This window comes from Pseudomonas sp. UBA2684, from assembly GCA_002354655.1.
Classification (GTDB): Bacteria; Pseudomonadota; Gammaproteobacteria; order Pseudomonadales; family Pseudomonadaceae; genus Aquipseudomonas.
Map to the genome: position 1 here is coordinate 27,244 of DELY01000016.1, position 18,637 is coordinate 45,880.

The window sequence follows — 18,637 nt, forward strand, 5'->3', positions numbered from 1 at the left end:
TCAGTTTTCAAAGATTTTCGCGGATAAACCCGCTCCCGCAAAAGCGCGGCTTCTCCTGCAACACGTCACTGGGACAGCGCAAAAAAAACCGGCCCGACACCCTCAGGGTGTGGACCGGCGAAGCACTATCGGTCGCACGCACTACACCTGTTGCGGGCATCGCCCGCGCGAGGCTGGTGCGGCAGCTGGACGACCAGCCAACTGCCGCAGGATGGTTTAACGGCTAGGCGCATCCTGATAGGGAATGTGGGCGTCCTGGTATTCCTTCTCGGCCTCTTCGAAACGCTTCAGCATGGAGGCCGAAGGGGCTTTGTCCAGCAGGCTGAACACCACGATACCGGCGGTGGCGAAGATGAAGCCCGGGATGATTTCGTACAGGCCCAGATGGCCGAGGAAGTTCTTCCACAGGATCACGGTGAAGGCACCGATCAGCATGCCGGCCAGGGCACCGTTGCGGGTCATGCGACGCCACACCAGCGAGAGGATCACCACCGGACCGAAGGCAGCACCGAAGCCAGCCCAGGCGTAGGACACCAGGCCCAGCACGCGGTTTTCCGGGTTGGCAGCCAGGGCGATGGCGATCACCGCGACCAGCAGCACCATGGCACGACCGACCCAGACCAGTTCGGTCTGCGAAGCACCTTTACGTACGAACGCTTTGTAGAAGTCTTCGGTCAGGGCGCTGGAGCACACCAGCAACTGGCAGCTCAGGGTGCTCATCACCGCGGCGAGAATGGCCGACAGCAGAATGCCGGCGATCCACGGGTTGAACAGCAGCTTGGCCAGTTCGATAAACACGCGCTCCGGGTTCTCGGTAACCGGGCCGGCCACCTCCGGGTGCGCCGCGAAGTAGGCGATACCGAAGAAGCCAACTGCCACCGCACCGCCCAGGCAGAGAATCATCCAGGCCATGGAAATGCGACGTGCAGCCGGAATCGATCTCACCGAATCGGCGGCCATGAAGCGCGCGAGAATGTGCGGCTGGCCGAAGTAGCCCAGGCCCCAGGCCATCAGCGAGATCACACCGACAAAGGTGGCGCCTTTGAGCATGTCGAAGTTGGTCGCGTCATTCAGCTCGATGGCGGCGAAGCTCATATCTGCACCACCGGTGGCGATCATCACGATCACCGGGGTGAGAATCAGAGCGAAGATCATCAGCGTCGCTTGCACGGTGTCGGTCCAGCTCACCGCCAGGAAACCACCGATGAAGGTGTAAGCGATGGTTGCCGCCGCACCGGCCCACAACGCCGTGCTGTAGGACATGCCGAAGGTGCTTTCGAACAGCCGCGCACCGGCCACCACGCCCGAGGCGCAGTAGATGGTGAAGAACACCAGGATCACCAGGGCGGAGAAAATACGCAGCACGCGGCTGGTGTCTTCGAAGCGGTTGGTGAAGTAGTCCGGCAGGGTCAGGGCGTTGCCGTTGTGCTCGGTCTGTACACGCAGGCGACCGGCGACGAACAACCAGTTCAGGTACGCACCGACGATCAGGCCGATGGCAATCCAGCCTTCGGACAGGCCGGACATGTACACCGCACCCGGCAAGCCCATCAGCAGCCAGCCGCTCATGTCGGAGGCACCCGCGGACAATGCGGTGACGAAACTGCCGAGACTGCGACCGCCGAGGATGTAATCGGAAAGGTTCTTGGTGCGCATGTAGGCAAATAGCCCAATCAGCACCATGGCTGCGATGTACACCACGAAGGTGACAAGCATTGGAGTGTTAGCTGTCATTGGGGAGCTCCCCTCTCGTTTGTTGTTATTCAGGCAACGGGGATAGACCCGCGCCCTGCTTGGCAAACCACGTCCGCTTATGGCGAACGCTTGATCTCGGCAGCACTGCTCACTGAATACAAGCCGAGCTGCTGGAATACCCAATGCAGCGCCCAACTCAAGTGACCAGCCTTACCGCTGTCGGGGGTTTAACGGCCCCAATACAACAACGGGCGGGTGCCGAGAGGCGCCCGCCCGTTACAACTTATGCCTCGTCCGCCAGCGACAGCAGCGACGCGTTACCGCCCACCGCGGTGGTGTTCACCGAGGTGGTGCGCTCGTTGGCGAAGCGCAGCAAGTAGCTCGGGCCACCGGCTTTCGGCCCGGTGCCGGACAGGCCGCAGCCGCCGAAGGGTTGCACACCGACCACGGCGCCGATCTGGTTGCGGTTGATGTAGAGGTTGCCGACCCGCGCCAGCGCTTCGATGCGCCGTGCGGTTTCCTCGTTGCGGCTGTGCACGCCGAGGGTCAGGCCAAAACCGGTGCCGTTGATTGCCGCCACCACCTGCTCCAGCTCACTGGCCTGGAAGCGCACGATGTGCAGGATCGGCCCGAAGTTTTCCTTCTGCAGCTCGTGGATGCCGCCGATTTCGAACGCCACCGGGGCGACGAAGTGGCCATCCAGGCCGGCTGGCAATACGGCTTCGGCAATCAGCTTGCCCTCGCCTTTGAGCTGAGCGATATGTGCATCGAGACCGGCTTTGGCTTCGGCATCGATCACCGGGCCCACGTCGCTGACGCGCAGGTGAGTCGGGCCGACTTTCAATTCGGCCATGGCGCCCTTGAGCAGGTCCAACACGCGCTCGGCGATATCCGTCTGCACATAGAGCACGCGCAGCGCCGAGCAACGCTGGCCGGCACTGGTGAACGCCGATTGCACGGCATCTTTGACAACTTGCTCAGGCAGCGCGGTGGAGTCGACGATCATCGCGTTCTGCCCGCCGGTTTCGGCGATCAGCGCGGCGATCGGGCCGGCTTTCTCGGCCAGCTGGCGGTTGATGATCCGCGCGGTGTCGGTCGAGCCTGTGAAGCACACACCCGCCACACGGGCGTCGCGGCAGAACACGCCGCCGAGGGTGGCGCCGTCGCCCGGCAGGAAGGCGATCACGTCCGCCGGCAGGCCGGCTTCGAACATCAGCTCCAGGGCACGCGCGGCGATCAGGCTGGTTTGCTCGGCCGGCTTGGCCAGCACGCAGTTACCGGCGACCAGGGCGGCAGCAATCTGACCCAGGTAGATGGCCAGCGGGAAGTTCCACGGGCTGACGCAGACGAAAATGCCGCGGCCTTCATGGAACAGCTCGTTGCGCTCGCCGGTCGGGCCCTGCAGCTCTTCACGGCCCAGGCGCAGACGCGCCTGCTGGGCGTAGTAACGGCAGAAATCCACCGCTTCGCGGACTTCGTCGATACCGTCCTGCATCGACTTGCCGGCTTCCACGGTGCACAGCGCCATCAGCTCGGCACGGTTGCTTTCGAGCAGGTCGGCCAGGCGTTCGAGGATGCTCGCGCGGCTGTCGATCTCGGTGGCATTCCAGCGCGGCCAGGCCGCGTGCAGCACATCCAGGGCTTGTGCGGCCTGGGCGGCGCTGGCGAATTGCACGCTGCCGACCACTTGGCTCAGCGCATAGGGGCAACGCACTTCCTGCGCGGTGCCTGGCAGCGTCTGGCCGTTGATTACCGGCGCGGCTTGCCATTGACGATTGAGGTGCGGCTGGTAGGCGAGCTCAAGCTCAGCCAGGGAGTGCTGGATGTTCATGTTGATGCCTTGGGAGTTTTTCCGCGCGGCACCGAACAGCGCAGGCGGAAGAGGGATTTTGTCATTGCTGAGCGATTTGAACTTACGCAGTTGCGTCACCGGGTGATCGAGAAGGGACTCGACCGGGGTGCTCGGGTCGACCAACTGGTGCACGAACGAGGAGTTCGCGCCGTTTTCCAGCAGGCGGCGCACCAAGTACGGCAGCAAATCCTTGTGCGCGCCGACTGGGGCGTAGATGCGCACATTTTTGCGGTGCGTCTCCAGCACGGTGTCGTACAACGCATCGCCCATGCCATGCAGGCGCTGGAATTCGAAGTCGCGCGGTTGCTGCTGCTCGGCGGCAATCGCCAGGATGCAGCTGACGGTGTGGGCGTTATGGCTGGCGAACTGCGGGTAGATCACCCCACGGGTGAACTCCGACAGCAGGTAGCGCGCACAGGCCAGGTACGAGGTATCGGTGCCTTCCTTGCGGGTGAATACCGGGTAGCCGTCCAGGCCCTGGACCTGGCACTGCTTGATTTCGGTGTCCCAGTAGGCGCCCTTGACCAGGCGCAGCGGCATCTTCTCGCCGAGTTCCTTGCCCAGCAGGGTCAGCCATACCAGTACCGGCAGGCAGCGCTTGGAATAGGCCTGTACCACCAGGCCGAACTCGCCCCAGCCCTTGAGGGCCGGATCGCGCATCAGCTTTTCGTAGAGTTCCAGGGACAGCTCGAGGCGGTCGGCCTCCTCGGCGTCCACCGAGATGCCGACATTCAGCTTGCGTGCGCGCACCGCCAGTTCCAGCACGTTGGCGAACAACTCGCTGAGCACGCGCTCGCGCTGCGCCACTTCATAACGCGGGTGCAGGGCGGACAGCTTGATCGAGATCGACGGCTTCGGACCGGGGCCGACTTGCGGCTCGGCACCGACCGTGTCGATGGCCTTGCGGTAGTCGGCCATGTACTTCTCGGCGTCCTCCTGGGTCAGTGCTGCTTCACCGAGCATGTCGAAGGAATAGGTGTAGCCCTTCTCGCGCTCCGGGCGACCATTCTTCAGCGCTTCGCCGATATTGCGGCCAAGCACGAACTGCTTGCCCATCAGCTTCATGGCCTGGTTCATCGCCGCGCGAATCACCGGCTCACCGGAGCGCTTGATCAGTTTGCCGAGGACATTTTTCGGCCGGCCGTCGGTGGTTTGCGGATCGACCACCTTGCCGGTCATCACCAAGCCCCAGGCGGCGAAGTTGACCAGCACGCTGTCGCTCTTGCCCAGGTGGCGTTCCCACTCGGCGGCGGAGAGCTTGTCGCGGATCAGCGCGTCGGCGGTGGCGGCGTCCGGCACCCGCAGCAACGCCTCGGCCAGGCACATGAGCATCAGCCCTTCCTGGGTGTCGAGGCTGTACTGTCGAAGCAGTGCGTCGAGGGTATCGACGGCATTGTCCCGGCTACGTACGTCTTCAATCAGCGTACGGGCACCGCGGCGGATAGCCTCGATGCCGGTTTCACCCGGGTCGGCGAGCTGCAACAGCTCAGTGAGATAGGCTGCCTCGTCAACGCTGTAGTTGGCGCTGATGACAGGGAAAAATTCGGCGGCCTTGGCGGCAGAGATCCGGTTAAGGAACTCGTCCTGCAAGACGTGACTGGCTTTGAACATCACGCCCATCCTCTTGTGGAGACTGTTTGTTATGAATGCCACTGCTATCGGTCTAGCTCAGATACGCTGGTCTGACCAATGCCTTATGGCTTCGCCGTGAGACGGCAAGAGTTGATGGCGGAATTTAGTGGCAGAGCGATGACAGCTTCTTGCGAAAAGCTCTGGAGTTTTTGCAGAAAGCTATGAGCCGGGGAACTAATAGCGAAAAACCGTTTGAGTTGCCGCCACGTGCATTACTTGACGCCCAGGCGTTTGGCCAGGCGATTGAGGTTGGCGCGGTCCAGGCCCAGCTCACGCGCCACATCCGCCCACTTGCCCTGGTGGCTGGCCAGGGACTGCGCGATCAGCCGGCGCTGGAAGGCCTCTAGCGCCGTGCGCAGATCCTGCCCGAGCGGCAGCTGCGCCGGCACCTCGGCCGGCGCCGGGGCAACCGCCGCCACGGCACCGGGCAGATCCAGTACCGTTTCGTCGATGCTCAGGATGCGCGGGCGCTCGGCGTGTTGCGCCAGGGCCTTGAGCGCGGCGCGGCCAATCAAGTGTTCGAGCTCGCGCACATTGCCCGGCCAGTCATAGCCCAGCAGCACTTTCTGCGCCTCCGCGCTCAGGCGCAGGCTGCGCAAGCCCATGCGCGCGCGATTTTCTTCGAGAAAGTAGCCGGCCAGCAGCAACACATCGCGCCCCCGCTCGCGCAGCGGCGGCACGCACAAGGGATAAACACTCAAGCGATGGTAGAGGTCGGCACGGAAGCGCCCGGCCTTGACCTCTGCCGCCAGGTCACGGTTGGTCGCGGCGATAACCCGCACATCGACCCGGTGCTCGCGGTCCGAACCAACCCGCTGCAACTGGCCGCTTTGCAGCACACGCAGCAGCTTGGCCTGCACCGCCAGCGGTAACTCGCCGACCTCGTCGAGAAACAAGCTGCCGCCGTCGGCCAACTCGAACTTGCCACTGCGCTCGCTGACCGCGCCGGAGAACGCGCCGCGCACATGGCCGAACAGCTCACTTTCCACCAGGGTGTCGGGCAGGGCCGCGCAGTTCAGGCTGATCAACGCCTTGCCCGCCCGTAGCGAGGCCGCATGGATGGCTTCGGCCACCAGCTCCTTGCCAACGCCCGTCTCGCCGGTGATCAGCACGGTCAGATCGCTGTCGGCGACCACGGCGATTTCGCCCTGCAACTTCTTGTGCGCGGCGCCCTGGCCGATCAGCTCACGCGCTCGGTGACGGGTCGCGGCCTCTCTGTACACCGCCGTCAGCTGGCGCTCGTCCTCGACCCGGCGCGCCAGCACATTGATCCGCTCGCTGGCCTTGACCGTCGCCGCAGCCAGGCTGGCGAAGGCATCCAAGGTGGCCAAGTCGACCTGACCGAAGCGCGCGGGATCGAGTGCATCGAGGGTCAGCAGGCCCCACAGCTGATCGTCCAGGTACAGCGGGCAACCGAAGCAGTCGTGTACTTCCAGGTGGCCACGATGGCCTTCCACCAGGCCGTCGTAAGGGTCGGGCAGGCCGCAATCGGTGGCGAAACGGGTCGGCCCACGGCGCTCCAGCAGCGCTTGCAGGCGCGGGTGTTCTGCGGCCTTGAAACGACGCCCGAGGGTGTCGGCGCTCAACCCCTCGACCGCCACCGGGATCAGCACCTCGTCGCTGAGCTTGAGCAACGCCACCGCATCGCACGGAAACAACGCACGGCAGGCCGCCAGCAGACGACGATAGCGCTCTTCGTCACTGAGATCCTTGGACAGATCGGCGACCAGCGGGATCAGGGTTTGCAGCAACGGATTAGTGGTCATTACGACTACCTATGAGTCTTTATGACCAAAAAACACTGTAGTCATAAAAACCAATAAATTAATAAGCAACTGATAAATAAAAGAAAAATAACTGGCACGTTTTCTGATTACTCAACCAGCAATAACGCTAGCACGCCCGTGTTGGCACCACGACGTTTTTCCATCACGACCTCGCAGGAGCCCAGCATGCTGTCGACCCCACACCGCGCCCTTATCAAAGCCACCGTCCCGCTACTGGAAAGCGGAGGCGAAACCCTCACCCGGCACTTCTACCAGCTGATGTTCAGCGAATACCCCGAGGTGCGACCGCTGTTCAACCAGGCCCACCAGGCCAGCGGCGACCAACAACGCGCCCTGGCCAACGGCGTGCTGATGTACGCCCGGCATATCGACCAACTCGAAGCGCTCGGACCGTTGGTGGCGAAAATCGTCAATAAACACGTGTCGTTGCAGATCCTGCCCGAACACTACCCGATCGTCGGCACCTGCCTGCTGCGGGCGATTCGTGAAGTGCTCGGCGCAGCAATCGCCACCGACGCGGTGATAGAAGCCTGGGCCGCGGCGTATGGCCAGTTGGCCGAGATTCTTATCGGCGCCGAGGAGCAGGCCTACGCCGACAATGCCGCCGCACCCGGCGGCTGGCGCGGCGCGCGCTGGTTCCGCGTGGCGGCGAAAGTCGCGGAAAGCCAGGAAATCACCTCGTTCCACCTGGCCCCGGAAGACGGCGGCGCGCTGCTCGACTTCGCCCCCGGCCAATACATCGGCCTGCGCCTGCACCTGGACGGCGAGGAAGTGCGCCGCAACTACTCGCTGTCGGCACTCGGCAATGGCCGCGAGTACCGCATCAGCGTCAAACGCGAGCTGGGCGGTCGCGTGTCCAACCACCTGCACGACCAGGTGCAGGTCGGCGACCGCGTGCAAGTGTTCCCGCCCGCGGGCGACTTCGTTCTCGGGGCATCGCACAAACCGCTGGTGCTGATCACTGCCGGGGTCGGCATTACCCCGGCCCTGACCATGCTCGACAGCGCGCGCCAGAGCGGCCGACCGATCCACTTCATCCACTGCGCGCGCAATGGCGCGGTGCACGCCTTCCGCGACTGGGTCGAGGCGCACACCCAGGCTCACCCACACATCCGCCGCTTCTTTTGCTACAGCGAGGCGCGTGCCGGGGACCGCTGCGATGCCGAGGGCTTGCTCAGCCGCGAGCTGCTGGCCAGCTGGCTGCCGAGCGAGCGTGACCTGGACGCCTACTTTCTCGGCCCGAAACCCTTCATGGCCCAGGTCAAGCAATACCTGCGCGAACTGGGCGTCCCGGAACAGCAGTCACACTACGAGTTCTTCGGCCCGGCCAGCGCCCTGGAGGCCTGAACCGAGCGGACAGGCAAGATGGCACAAGGGGGGCGATCAATCCCCCCTTTTTGCTCAACTAACGGTCGATCACCTGTTCGCGCATCGGTGCCAGGCGCGCCAGCAGGCGGTTTTGCGCCGGCACCGCGACGCCCTGCGCGTCCATCGCGTCTTGCAGGTTTTCCACCAGGGCGTTGAAATCGCTGGGCGTGAGGTGCTGGCCTTTGTGGCTTTCTTCCATGCTGTCGCCGGTATAGGTGCACGGGCCGCCCGCTTCGACGCAGATCTGCTCAACCAGCTTGTCGCGCAGGCGCACGATGTCGATATTCTCAAAGTGCCGGACGATGCGTGCGTCGCGGGCAATATTCAACAGCATGCCTTCGACGATGCGGGTGATGCCCGGCTGCTCGCCAAGGGCCAGGTACAGGCTGTCGTCTTTCGGCGGTTGCTGGGCGCAGGCGGCGAGGCTCAACGCCAGGGCAAGCACGAGCATACGCATGCTTAGAAACTCCCTTGCACGGACAGGTAGGCGCCGTTCTGCTGGTCCAGAGTGGCAATTTCGCCGAGGCGCGCATAGGCCAGTACCACGGCCAGGTGCTTGTTCGGGAAATAGCCAACGAACAGGTCGGCCCAGTCGCTTTCACCGGCGAAGCTGAGGTTGTCCGGTTTCTCGCGGTACTCCACGCCAACCGCCCACTGACGGTCGAGCAGCACCGCCACCGAGCCCTCCTTGAGCAGCGAATGCTTGTCGCGGCGGTCACCGCCAAACCCGAGCAGGCCCAGTTCGTTGGCCCGGCTGTAGCGCAGGCCAGCATTGAGCAGCAGGTTGTAGCCGAAGGCGCCACCGAGGATCAGCCGACTGGCCGTGACATAGCCCTCGGTGTCTTCGTTGCGCTCGGCACCGACCAGGCTGGGGATCAGAAAATCCTTCTGCCGCTTGTGCTGGATGCCCAGTGACACCTGCGGCAGGCGGTCATAGATCAGGTCGCCGAACATACGCACCTTGACCCCGAAAATGTCCTGACTGAGGCTGTTTTCCGGCAGGCTGAGGCCGCGCGCGAGGTTACCCAGGTCGAAACGCTGACGCGCGTAGGACAGCTCCACACGGTTATCGAAGGAGGCCGCAACCCCCGCCACATCCAGGCGGTAGTCGCCAGTTTCGACACGGGTGGCGAACACGTCGGCGCCCCACTCGCCGCGCTCGCCATAACCGGAGAGCACGGCCCAGGGGGTGATGCCGCCACCCGCGGCGCCCTCGATGCTGCTCGCGCCGCCGGTGGCCAGCAGACGGCCTTGATCACCCCAGCTCAGCCCTGAGCAGGCACAGAGCACGGCAAAACTGACGATTTGTGGATAGCGCATAGTTCCCCTACACCATCGAAACAAAGGCGGTTAACGGCAACGCGATCCAGGCCTCGAAGGCCTTGGCGGTCAGCGGCCGGCTGATCAGATAGCCCTGGGCCGTGTCGCACTGCCAGCGTTCGAGCAGGCGCAGGCTGCGCTCGAGTTCGACGCCTTCGGCAACCACCTTGAGTCCCAGGCTGTGGCTCATCTCGATGGTCGAACGCACGATCACCGAATCTTCGCTGGTATCGTCGAGGCAGCAGATAAACGACTGGTCGATCTTCAGTTCTTGCACCGGCATGCGTTTGAGCTGGGTCAACGACGAGTAGCCGGTGCCGAAATCGTCCACCGACAGGCTGATGCCGCAATCGCGCAAACCATGCAGCACGCGCAAGGCCACGTCGGGGTTGAGCATCACCCCGCTTTCGGTGATCTCGAAGATCAGTTGCTCGGCCGGCACCTGGTATTTGCTCAGCAACTGAGCGACCCGCGCCGGCAGTTCGAGGTCGAGCAAATCTTCCGTGGAGATATTCAGCGACAGCTGCACGCGCAAACTGCGGCTGTTCCACTCATGCAACTGGCGTATGGACTCTTCGATGACCCAGGCAGTAAGCACCTGAATGCTGCCGGTGCGCTCGGCCAGCGGAATGAACTCGCCTGGCGAAACCATGCCCAACTGCGGGTGCTGCCAACGCAACAGGGCTTCGGCCTGACGCACCATGCCGGCACGGATGTCCAGCTTCGGCTGGTAATGCAGGAGCAACTCGGCTTTTTCCGGCGCGCGGCGCAGGTCGCGAATCAAGCGGATCTGCCGCTGCTGGGCGGCATCGCGACCGCGTTGATAGACCTGCAAGCGGCCAGGCAATTGCGCGGCATCCTGCATGGCGATACCCGCGCGGCGCAACAGATCGTCCGGGGTTGAGCCATCGACGGGATAAGCGGCGATGCCGATACGGCAATCCAGGGCGATGTCTACGGTGCCGACACGAAACGGCTTGAGCAGCAACTGGTGAATCTTGTCGCCGATGGCCACCGCGCTGTCGCTGTCGGTGTTTTCCAGGAGCAGCAAAAACTCGTCCGCCATCAACCGCGCCAGGCTGTCGCCAGGGCGCAGGGTCGCCAGTAAGCGCCGGCTGAGCTGCTGCATGGCCAAGTCGCCGCCACCGGCCCCACAGCTCTCGCTGACCGCGCGCAAGTTGCCGACCCCCAGGTACAGCAGCGCCATCGGCCGCTCGGCGGTGATCGCACTGCCCAAGCGCTCCAGCGCCAAAGTGCGGTTGGGTAACCCGGTCAATCCATCGTGCAGGGCGTTATGCGCCAACTGCCGTTCGCGCTCGGCAATGCCCTGCTGCATGGCTTTGAAGGCCTTGGCCAGGCTGCCCAGTTCGTCGCTACGGTCGAGTTTCAGCGGCACCTGGTAATCGCCCTGACCGACCCGCTCGGCCACCGCAGCCAGTTGCCGCACTGGCTGCGAGACCGTACGCGCCAGCAGCAGCGCGCCCCCCAAGGAAGCCAACAAGGCCACCAGGGCAATCAGCAGAATATCTTGATCGAGTGGGGCAAACGCCTCCTGCGCTTCGTTCAACGAGCGGTGCAGCAGGGCCTTGACTTGAAAACCCGGTCCGCTGGCGAGCACCAGACGCTGGCCCAGGTAGCGTTCGGCGCCGATCTGCATGACGCGGTCCTGCTCACGCCCATCCTCGCTCATGTCCTGCTGCAACTGCGCCTGGGACACAGTCGGCAAGGTGCTGATCCAGATCGTCGGAGCATCATCCTGCTGGGCCACCAGAGTCAGCTCCAGGTGGGTCAACTCGCGCAACTCGCGGGCAAAACTTGCATCGACCTGAAAACCCATCATGACCCGCGCGATCGGCAAGGGCGCAGTGACGGTCGCCTGCACCAGCAGGTAGATTTTGTCGGCGATTGGCATGAGGAAGGTCTGCACGCCTTCGCGCTGATGCGCAATCACCTGCGAACTCAAGCGCGTGGCGGTCTGCCCGGTAATCTGCGCATCGGTGCTGACGTCGAGACGACCGTCGAGGCCAAACATCATCACCACGCTGGCATTGATCCGCGCACCGTGGTTACCCAGCGCCGAGCGGATGGTCTCGGCATCGCCGCTGGCCACCGCATCCTTGAAGCCAAAGTCGGCGGCAAGCACTTGCGCCGCGTCATGCAGCTGCCGGCTGCGCACCTCCAGCAGTTGCTCGAAGACCCGCGTACCGACTTCCAACTGCTCGTGGGCCTGGCTGCGCACGGCCACATTGGTGGCGGTTTGCACGGCGAAATACAAAGCCCCCACCACCACCGAGAGCAGCAGGATCAGTACCGTGGCGATGCGCGCCTGGAAGCTATTGCGCAGCATCGCGTGTCGCTTTCTTGAACGCATCGCCGAAGGCACTCGGCGCTGCTGCCGCAGGTGCGGCATTGGCGGTTGCCTGCATATCCAGGACAAACCGCTGCTGCGCACCCGATGCCGTCACCTGTAACTCGGCGCCTGGCTGCGGCAGCATCTGCGGCGTTTGCGGGTGCCACAGCGTGACCGCATAACGTCCTGCCGGCAGTTGCTCGACATTCAGCTTGCCCTGCGCGTCGCTCACGGCGAACCAGGGGTCGTCGGTGATGTAGACATAGCCGACCATCCAGTCGTGGATATTGCAGCCGAGCACGACCACGCCGGGCTTATCGAACTGCACCGGCTCGCTCGGCGTGCCTTGATACAGGCGCAGCTCGAAGCGTTTGGCTGGGGAAAAGGAGTACACATGGTGGCGAATGTTGTCGCTGTTGGGGAAAGCCACCGATGTACCGGTGCGCACCGCCAACACGTTCGGCACGAACTGTTGCGCCTGTTGATCCATGATGGCTTTGGCTGGCGCAGCTTCCGCGCCTAACGGCCCGCGTAGCGTCAATACCGCATTGGCCAGCGGCTGCCCTTGGGCGTCGACTAATTCGGCCTGCAAGCTGGCCGCCCAGAGCACCGGGCTGAGGGCACAGAAAACGCCCAGCACAGCGGTGCGCAATGGGTTGAGGAAATGCGTTGTCATGCTGATCACTCGTGCTCGGCCCTGGCCGCGCACTCCAAGAGGAATACATGCCGTCCTGGCAACCTTGTACGTCGGTGCTGAGCAGATTAGCTGGGAGTGCCGAGAAGATCACGTTTTAGCGCTGTATAGGCAAGCGAAACCCGCGGCCCACCCAGTGGGGCTGGCTCAATACAGTCGCAAGATGTTGCCGCGATGGGCTATTCGGCGCCGCGCAGGCGCTTGGGGGTCAACCCCAGGTAGCGGCGCATGGCCGTGGTCAAGGCACTTTGGCTGGAAAAACCGCATTCTTCGGCGATGCGAATCAGCGGTAGAGCGCTCTCGCGCAGCAACCGGGCGGCACGGTCGAGACGGGTTTTCAACAGGTACTGGTGTGGCGTCAGGCCGACGCTGTCCTTGAATTGCGCATGGAAATGGCTGGGGCTGAGGCAGGCGACCTGCGCCAGTTCGGCGACGCTGATACGCCGCGCCAGGTGCTCGCCAATATAGGCATCCAGCCGCTCCAGGTTCAGCGTACCGAGCAGCCGTGGCGCTTGTTCGCCGAACAGGCGCAGGTGCAATGCCCGCAACAACACGCCGCCAAGCGAGCGCGCCAACAGCGGGTCGCTGCCGTAGCGCTCGAGTTCGGCACCGGCGTAGCTGAGCAGGTTCTGGAAATCCGCGTCCAACTGGGGGTAACGCGGAGTCTCGAACAGGTGCGTGAGCAATTCCAGGTCTTCACTGGAGATGCCCTGCTCGTCCAGGTCGACGATCAACATGCGGTTGTCGCCCATGCCGGCGAACTGGTGATCGGCATCGCCCGGCACCAGGCAGGCGCGCATGCGGCACACCTCGCCGCCCCGACCATTGACCTCGAACTCGGCACGACCGGACAACGACAGCACCAATTGATGATGGTCGTGGGTATGTTCGTGGGCTTGGTCGGCCAGACGGATCAGGCGGGCTTTGAGCATGGCAACGGCAACCCTGGTGGGAATGGCGGCACTTTACCCTTTTGTCCGGAAAAACTGCAGCCTGCACGACAAATGGCCTGCAACAGCGCGCATCGTGCATGCAAACGCCTCGCCCAAGCGGCCCGCGCACACGCATGCTGCAACACTGATTAACGCCCTATGTCCCGGCTATTCGATTGAAAAACCCCGCGCATCGCCCCATGTAACACTCAACGAGCCATTACAGGTGCCGCATGAACGATCAACAGGACATTGAAACCGTCGCCGAGCAAACCAGCCAGGGCAGCCACAGCCTGGTGCTGCCCGGCCAACAATTGCCGGACAAGCTGTATGTGATCCCGATTCACAACCGGCCGTTCTTTCCTGCGCAAGTGCTGCCGGTCATCGTCAACGAGGAGCACTGGGCGGAAACCCTGGAATTGGTGAGCAACACCGAGCACCGCTGCCTGGCACTGTTTTACGTCGATCAGCCCGTCACCGATCCGCGCCACTTCGATACGGCCAGCCTGCCGGAGCACGGCACCCTGGTGCGCATACACCATGTCAGCCGCGGTGACGGCAAGCTGCAGTTCGTCGCCCAGGGCCTGGACCGCGTGCGCATCCGTGGCTGGCTCAAGCACCACCGCCCGCCCTATCTGGCTGAAGTGGAATACCCACGCAACGCCAGTGACGGCCGTGACGAGGTCAAGGCCTACGGCATGGCCCTGATCAACGTGATCAAGGAACTGCTGCCGCTCAACCCGCTGTACAGCGAAGAGCTGAAGAACTACCTCAATCGCTTCAGCCCCAACCAGCCGTCGCCGCTCACCGACTTCGCCGCGGCGCTGACTACCGCGCCGGCCAATGTGTTGCAGGAAGTGCTGGACACCGTACCGATCCTCAAGCGCATGGAGAAGGTGCTACCGCTGCTGCGCAAGGAGGTGGAAGTCGCTCGTCTGCAGAACGAGCTGTCCGCCGAGGTCAACCGCAAGGTCGGTGAGCATCAGCGCGATTTCTTCCTCAAGGAACAGCTGAAAATCATCCAGCACGAACTGGGCATCACCAAGGATGACCGTAGCGCCGATGCCGAGCAGTTCCAGCAGCGCCTGACGGGCAAGAACTTGCCCGAGCAGGCACGCAAGCGTATCGACGAAGAACTTAACAAGCTGTCGATCCTCGAAACCGGCTCGCCGGAATACGCGGTCACGCGCAATTACCTGGACTGGGCCACCGCCCTGCCGTGGGGCGTATACGGCAAGGACAAGCTCGACCTGAAACACGCCCGCCGGGTGCTCGACCACCACCACGCCGGTATGGACGACATCAAGGAGCGGATCACCGAATTCCTCGCGGTCGGCGCCTTCAAAGGCGAGATTGCCGGCTCCATCGTGCTGCTGGTCGGCCCCCCTGGCGTCGGCAAAACCAGCATCGGCAAATCCATCGCCGAATCCCTCGGCCGACCGTTCTACCGTTTCAGCGTGGGCGGCATGCGTGACGAAGCGGAGATCAAGGGCCACCGCCGCACCTATATCGGTGCCCTGCCGGGCAAGCTGGTGCAGGCGCTGAAAGAAGTCGAGGTGATGAACCCGGTGATCATGCTCGACGAGATCGACAAACTCGGTGCCAGCTACCAAGGCGACCCGGCCTCGGCATTGCTGGAAACCCTCGACCCGGAGCAGAACGTCGAATTCCTCGACCACTATCTGGACCTGCGCCTGGACCTGTCCAAGGTGCTGTTCATCTGCACCGCCAACACCCTGGACTCGATTCCCGGCCCGCTGCTCGACCGCATGGAAGTGATTCGCCTGTCCGGCTATATCACCGAAGAAAAACAGGCCATTGCCAAGCGCCACCTGTGGCCCAAGCAGCTGGAAAAGGCCGGCGTACCGAAAAATCGCCTGAGCATCAGCGATCCTGCACTGAAAGCGCTGATTGAAGGCTACGCCCGCGAGGCCGGAGTGCGACAACTGGAAAAGCAGCTCGGCAAGCTGGTGCGCAAGGCGGTGGTCAAACTGCTCGACGCCCCCGACAGCCGCATCAAGATCGGCCCGAAAGACCTGGAGGCATACCTCGGCATGCCGGTATTCCGCCGTGAACAGGTGCTCTCCGGCGTCGGGGTCATCACCGGGCTGGCGTGGACCAGCATGGGCGGTGCCACTCTGCCGATCGAGGCGACGCGCATTCATACGCTGAACCGTGGCTTCAAGCTGACCGGGCAGCTGGGCGAGGTGATGAAGGAATCCGCAGAGATCGCCCACAGCTACATCAGCTCGCACCTGAAGCAGTATGGCGGCGAGCCGAGCTTTTTCGACCAGGCGTTTATCCACCTGCACGTGCCGGAAGGCGCCACCCCCAAGGACGGCCCCAGCGCCGGCGTGACCATGGCCAGCGCCCTGCTCTCGGTGGCGCGCAACCAGGCGCCGAAAAAAGGCGTGGCCATGACCGGCGAACTGACCCTCACCGGCCAGGTGCTGCCGATTGGCGGGGTACGCGAGAAAGTCATCGCGGCGCGGCGGCAGAAAATCTTCGAGCTGATCCTGCCGGAGGCCAACCGCGGTTCCTATGAAGAACTGCCGGATTACCTCAAGGACGGCCTGACGGTGCACTTCGCCAAACGCTACAACGATGTGGCCAAGGTATTGTTCGACTGAACCTGCTCGACTCCGCCGGGCGGCTTTAGCCCACCCGGCTGCCGTGCCAATGGGTTACGCCCGGCGCTACACAAACGCTATGCTGGCAGGCCTTTGCCGATCACTGGAGCCATCGATGAGCCCTGCCCACCGCCTCTTACTGCCGCTCGCCCTCGCCCTGCTGAGCGCCTGTGCGCACCAGCCCGGCAGCCTTACGGTGCAGCAGCAAAGCCAGTGCCCGCTGAACCTGCACAGCGGCCAGCAACTGGTGCTGACCCTGCCAAGCAACCCCACCACCGGTTTTCGCTGGGTACTGCGCGACGGTGCCGAAAGCGTGCTCACCAGCCTCGGCCCAGAGGTCTACAGCAACCCGGAGGACGCCGGTCTGATTGGCAGTGCCGGACAATCCACCTGGCGCTTTGCGGTCAAGCAAGCCGGTAGCGGGCATCTGCTGCTGACCTATCAGCGCCCGTGGGAAACCGAGGTGGCGCCGGCAGAAACCTTCGATTGCCAAGTAAAGGCGAAGTAACCGCTCAGCTGTTTACTTAAGCCGCAACCTGCGCCGGCAGCAAACCTCGGCGCCCACCCGCCAACACGCATGCCGCCGCTCAGGTCAGCACCACCGGCTTGCTGGTCAGACCCGCCTGGTACACACACAACCGATTGCGGCCGCTACGCTTGGCTTCGTACAACGCACTGTCGGCGGCATGCAGCAAACCCTCGGCCTCCTCGCCGTCTTGCGGGAACATCGCCAAGCCCAGCGAGATGTTGATCGCACCCAACGCCTGCCCACCGTAATGCACCTGCAAACGCATCACCGCCTGGCGCAAGGCTTCGCAGCGCTCGACGGCATCGTCCAGGCCGATCTCCGGCATGATCAGGGCAAACTCCTCGCCCCCGTAGCGACAGGCCAGGTCGCTGGCGCGCACCTGGCGCTTCATTTCCAGGGCCAAGTGGCGCAGCACCAGGTCGCCGGCCTCATGGCCAAAACTGTCGTTAAAACGCTTGAAGTGATCAACATCCAGCAGCACCACGGCCAGGCTCGATTGGTTGCGCGAGGCACGCAGCAACTCGCGACGCAGGCTTTCATCGAGGAAGCGGCGATTGTGCAGCCCGGTCAACGCGTCGATCACCGATTGCTTGCGCAGACTCTCGCGCAACGACAGATTGGCCACCGCCAGCGACACCTGCTCGGCGAAAGTTTCCGCCAACTCCAGATCGACGCTCGGGGTGCCCCGCAAGGTCAGTACGCCCAGCGGCTCACCTTGCGCCATCAACGGCACACAGAGGTAGCCGGCATGCAGCAGTTCGTTGTGCTGCAAATGCGGACAGATCAACTCCTTGCGCGCGTCCACCACCTGATGGCTTTGCCCACGGCGCAATGCCCAGCATTGATTCGGCTCGAACAACTCCAAGCCCGCCGGCCAATCGCACCAATGCGCCACCTCTTCGAGCACATCATGGGACGGATGATAGAGAAACATGCAGCCCGCATTGCGGGGAAATAGCTGCTCGGCAAAACGCCCGATGATCATGAAGCACTCATCGAAGGCATTCACCGAATGCAACGCACCGGCCATGCGGCTGAGCAGGGATATCTCGCGGTTACGCAACTCCACACGCTGCATGCCATTGGCCAATTGCTCGCTGAGGCTCTGCAGCTGACGACGGCCCTCACGCCCCTCGTGCAACGCGCGGAAGGTGAAGTGAAAGAGCAGCGCAATCACCAACAAATCGAGCACCGCGACCAATATCAGGACGGCTCGGCTAAGCCCTTCGCGCCAGGCGATTTCCTGCTGCGACAGCAGCGAGTTCTGATTGGTCGCCTGTTGAATACTGTCCACCCGCGCGCGGATGCCGTCCATCAACTGCTTGCCCTTACCGCTGCTGATTCGCTCGCTAGCTGCCACCAGGCCCTGGTTGCGGCGAGTTTCGATGCTCGTGGTGAAGTAGTCGCGCTGCTCGTCGATCAGCGGCCGCAAGCTGTGCAGCACGAGCAACTGCTCGTCGTCCAGGCTCTGGCTGAGTGTCTGGTAGAGCCGATCAACATCGCCAAAACCCTGATACAGCGGGGTCAAATAATCCTCACGGCCAGTGATAACGAAGCCGCGCTGGCCGGTTTCGCCGTCCTTCAGCCCCGACAGCAGTTGCTGCAAGTGACGACCGAGTTGCTCTTGGCGGTCATGTTCGATCAAGGCCGCATTGACCCAACGAGCGCCGAAAAACGGCACCAACATGTTCAACACGAGCATCAGGATGGCTATGACAAAACCAACTTTCAGGCCGGTGGCAGTTCTTATCATTAATCGCGATTCCTTGTATGAAGCCCTTCTAGCTTAACAAGCAATTGTAATGTCGCTGCATTTCGCAATAGCGGGCGGCACTCACACGGCGGCGC

At 63.2% G+C, this 18,637-nt stretch carries 13 protein-coding genes; 4 read left to right on the plus strand and 9 right to left on the minus strand.

Annotated elements, in window-relative coordinates:
• Positions 1 to 227: hypothetical protein (locus B3M58_RS07030; protein ID WP_296217892.1), on the plus strand; the 227-nt coding region annotated here is incomplete at its 5' end.
• Here B3M58_RS07030 and putP read toward each other — a convergent pair.
• The 3 genes from putP to norR all read right to left on the minus strand — a co-directional run bounded on the left by putP (position 217) and on the right by norR (position 6,945).
• Positions 217 to 1,734 carry a sodium/proline symporter PutP gene (putP, locus tag B3M58_RS07035; RefSeq protein ID WP_296217895.1) on the minus strand — a complete coding sequence of 506 codons (1,518 nt, stop codon included), beginning with the start codon at positions 1,732 to 1,734 and terminating at the stop codon, positions 217 to 219. The two genes, B3M58_RS07030 and putP, sit on opposite strands and share 11 nt — an antisense overlap.
• A 244-nt stretch (positions 1,735 to 1,978) precedes the next feature.
• The gene (gene putA, locus B3M58_RS07040) at positions 1,979 to 5,158 is read right to left on the minus strand and encodes a bifunctional proline dehydrogenase/L-glutamate gamma-semialdehyde dehydrogenase PutA (protein ID WP_296217896.1); all 3,180 of its coding nucleotides are present in this window, start codon (positions 5,156 to 5,158) and stop codon (positions 1,979 to 1,981) included.
• A gap of 233 nt (positions 5,159 to 5,391) precedes the next feature.
• On the minus strand, positions 5,392 to 6,945 hold the full coding sequence (norR, locus tag B3M58_RS07045; protein WP_296217899.1) for a nitric oxide reductase transcriptional regulator NorR: 1,554 nt from the start codon (positions 6,943 to 6,945) through the stop codon (positions 5,392 to 5,394).
• A 186-nt stretch (positions 6,946 to 7,131) separates the two neighbouring features.
• Between norR and hmpA the strand changes: the two genes are divergently transcribed.
• Positions 7,132 to 8,313 (plus strand): NO-inducible flavohemoprotein, encoded by a 1,182-nt coding sequence (gene hmpA, locus B3M58_RS07050; RefSeq protein ID WP_296217900.1) that lies wholly within the window; start codon positions 7,132 to 7,134, stop codon positions 8,311 to 8,313.
• A gap of 58 nt (positions 8,314 to 8,371) precedes the next feature.
• Here the strand turns inward: hmpA and B3M58_RS07055 are convergent, their stop codons facing one another.
• The 5 genes from B3M58_RS07055 to B3M58_RS07075 form a co-directional block, all read right to left on the minus strand.
• A complete protein-coding gene (locus B3M58_RS07055) occupies positions 8,372 to 8,791 on the minus strand; it encodes a group I truncated hemoglobin (RefSeq protein ID WP_296217902.1) in 420 nt (139 codons plus the stop codon).
• Positions 8,792 to 8,793: 2 nt separating this feature from the next.
• Positions 8,794 to 9,654 carry a DUF3034 family protein gene (locus B3M58_RS07060; RefSeq protein WP_296217904.1) on the minus strand — a complete coding sequence of 287 codons (861 nt, stop codon included), beginning with the start codon at positions 9,652 to 9,654 and terminating at the stop codon, positions 8,794 to 8,796.
• A gap of 7 nt (positions 9,655 to 9,661) precedes the next feature.
• Positions 9,662 to 12,001, minus strand: coding sequence for a putative bifunctional diguanylate cyclase/phosphodiesterase (locus B3M58_RS07065; protein ID WP_296217906.1), 2,340 nt, complete (start codon positions 11,999 to 12,001; stop codon positions 9,662 to 9,664).
• Positions 11,988 to 12,680: a methylamine utilization protein gene (locus B3M58_RS07070; RefSeq protein ID WP_296217908.1), complete on the minus strand. Its 693-nt coding sequence runs from the start codon at positions 12,678 to 12,680 to the stop codon at positions 11,988 to 11,990. Before B3M58_RS07070 ends, B3M58_RS07065 begins: the two co-directional genes overlap by 14 nt.
• 197 nt (positions 12,681 to 12,877) lie before the next feature.
• Entirely contained in the window at positions 12,878 to 13,630 is a 753-nt protein-coding gene (locus tag B3M58_RS07075) for an AraC family transcriptional regulator (protein WP_296217909.1), read from the minus strand.
• Between the two features lie 233 nt (positions 13,631 to 13,863).
• Here B3M58_RS07075 and lon point away from each other — a divergent pair, with 233 nt between their 5' ends.
• Positions 13,864 to 16,260: an endopeptidase La gene (lon, locus tag B3M58_RS07080; RefSeq protein WP_296217911.1), complete on the plus strand. Its 2,397-nt coding sequence runs from the start codon at positions 13,864 to 13,866 to the stop codon at positions 16,258 to 16,260.
• A gap of 115 nt (positions 16,261 to 16,375) precedes the next feature.
• Entirely contained in the window at positions 16,376 to 16,768 is a 393-nt protein-coding gene (locus B3M58_RS07085) for a protease inhibitor I42 family protein (protein WP_296217913.1), read from the plus strand.
• A 79-nt stretch (positions 16,769 to 16,847) separates the two neighbouring features.
• Here the strand turns inward: B3M58_RS07085 and B3M58_RS07090 are convergent, their stop codons facing one another.
• On the minus strand, positions 16,848 to 18,542 hold the full coding sequence (locus B3M58_RS07090) for a sensor domain-containing diguanylate cyclase (protein ID WP_296217914.1): 1,695 nt from the start codon (positions 18,540 to 18,542) through the stop codon (positions 16,848 to 16,850).
• Positions 18,543 to 18,637: the final 95 nt, after the last annotated feature.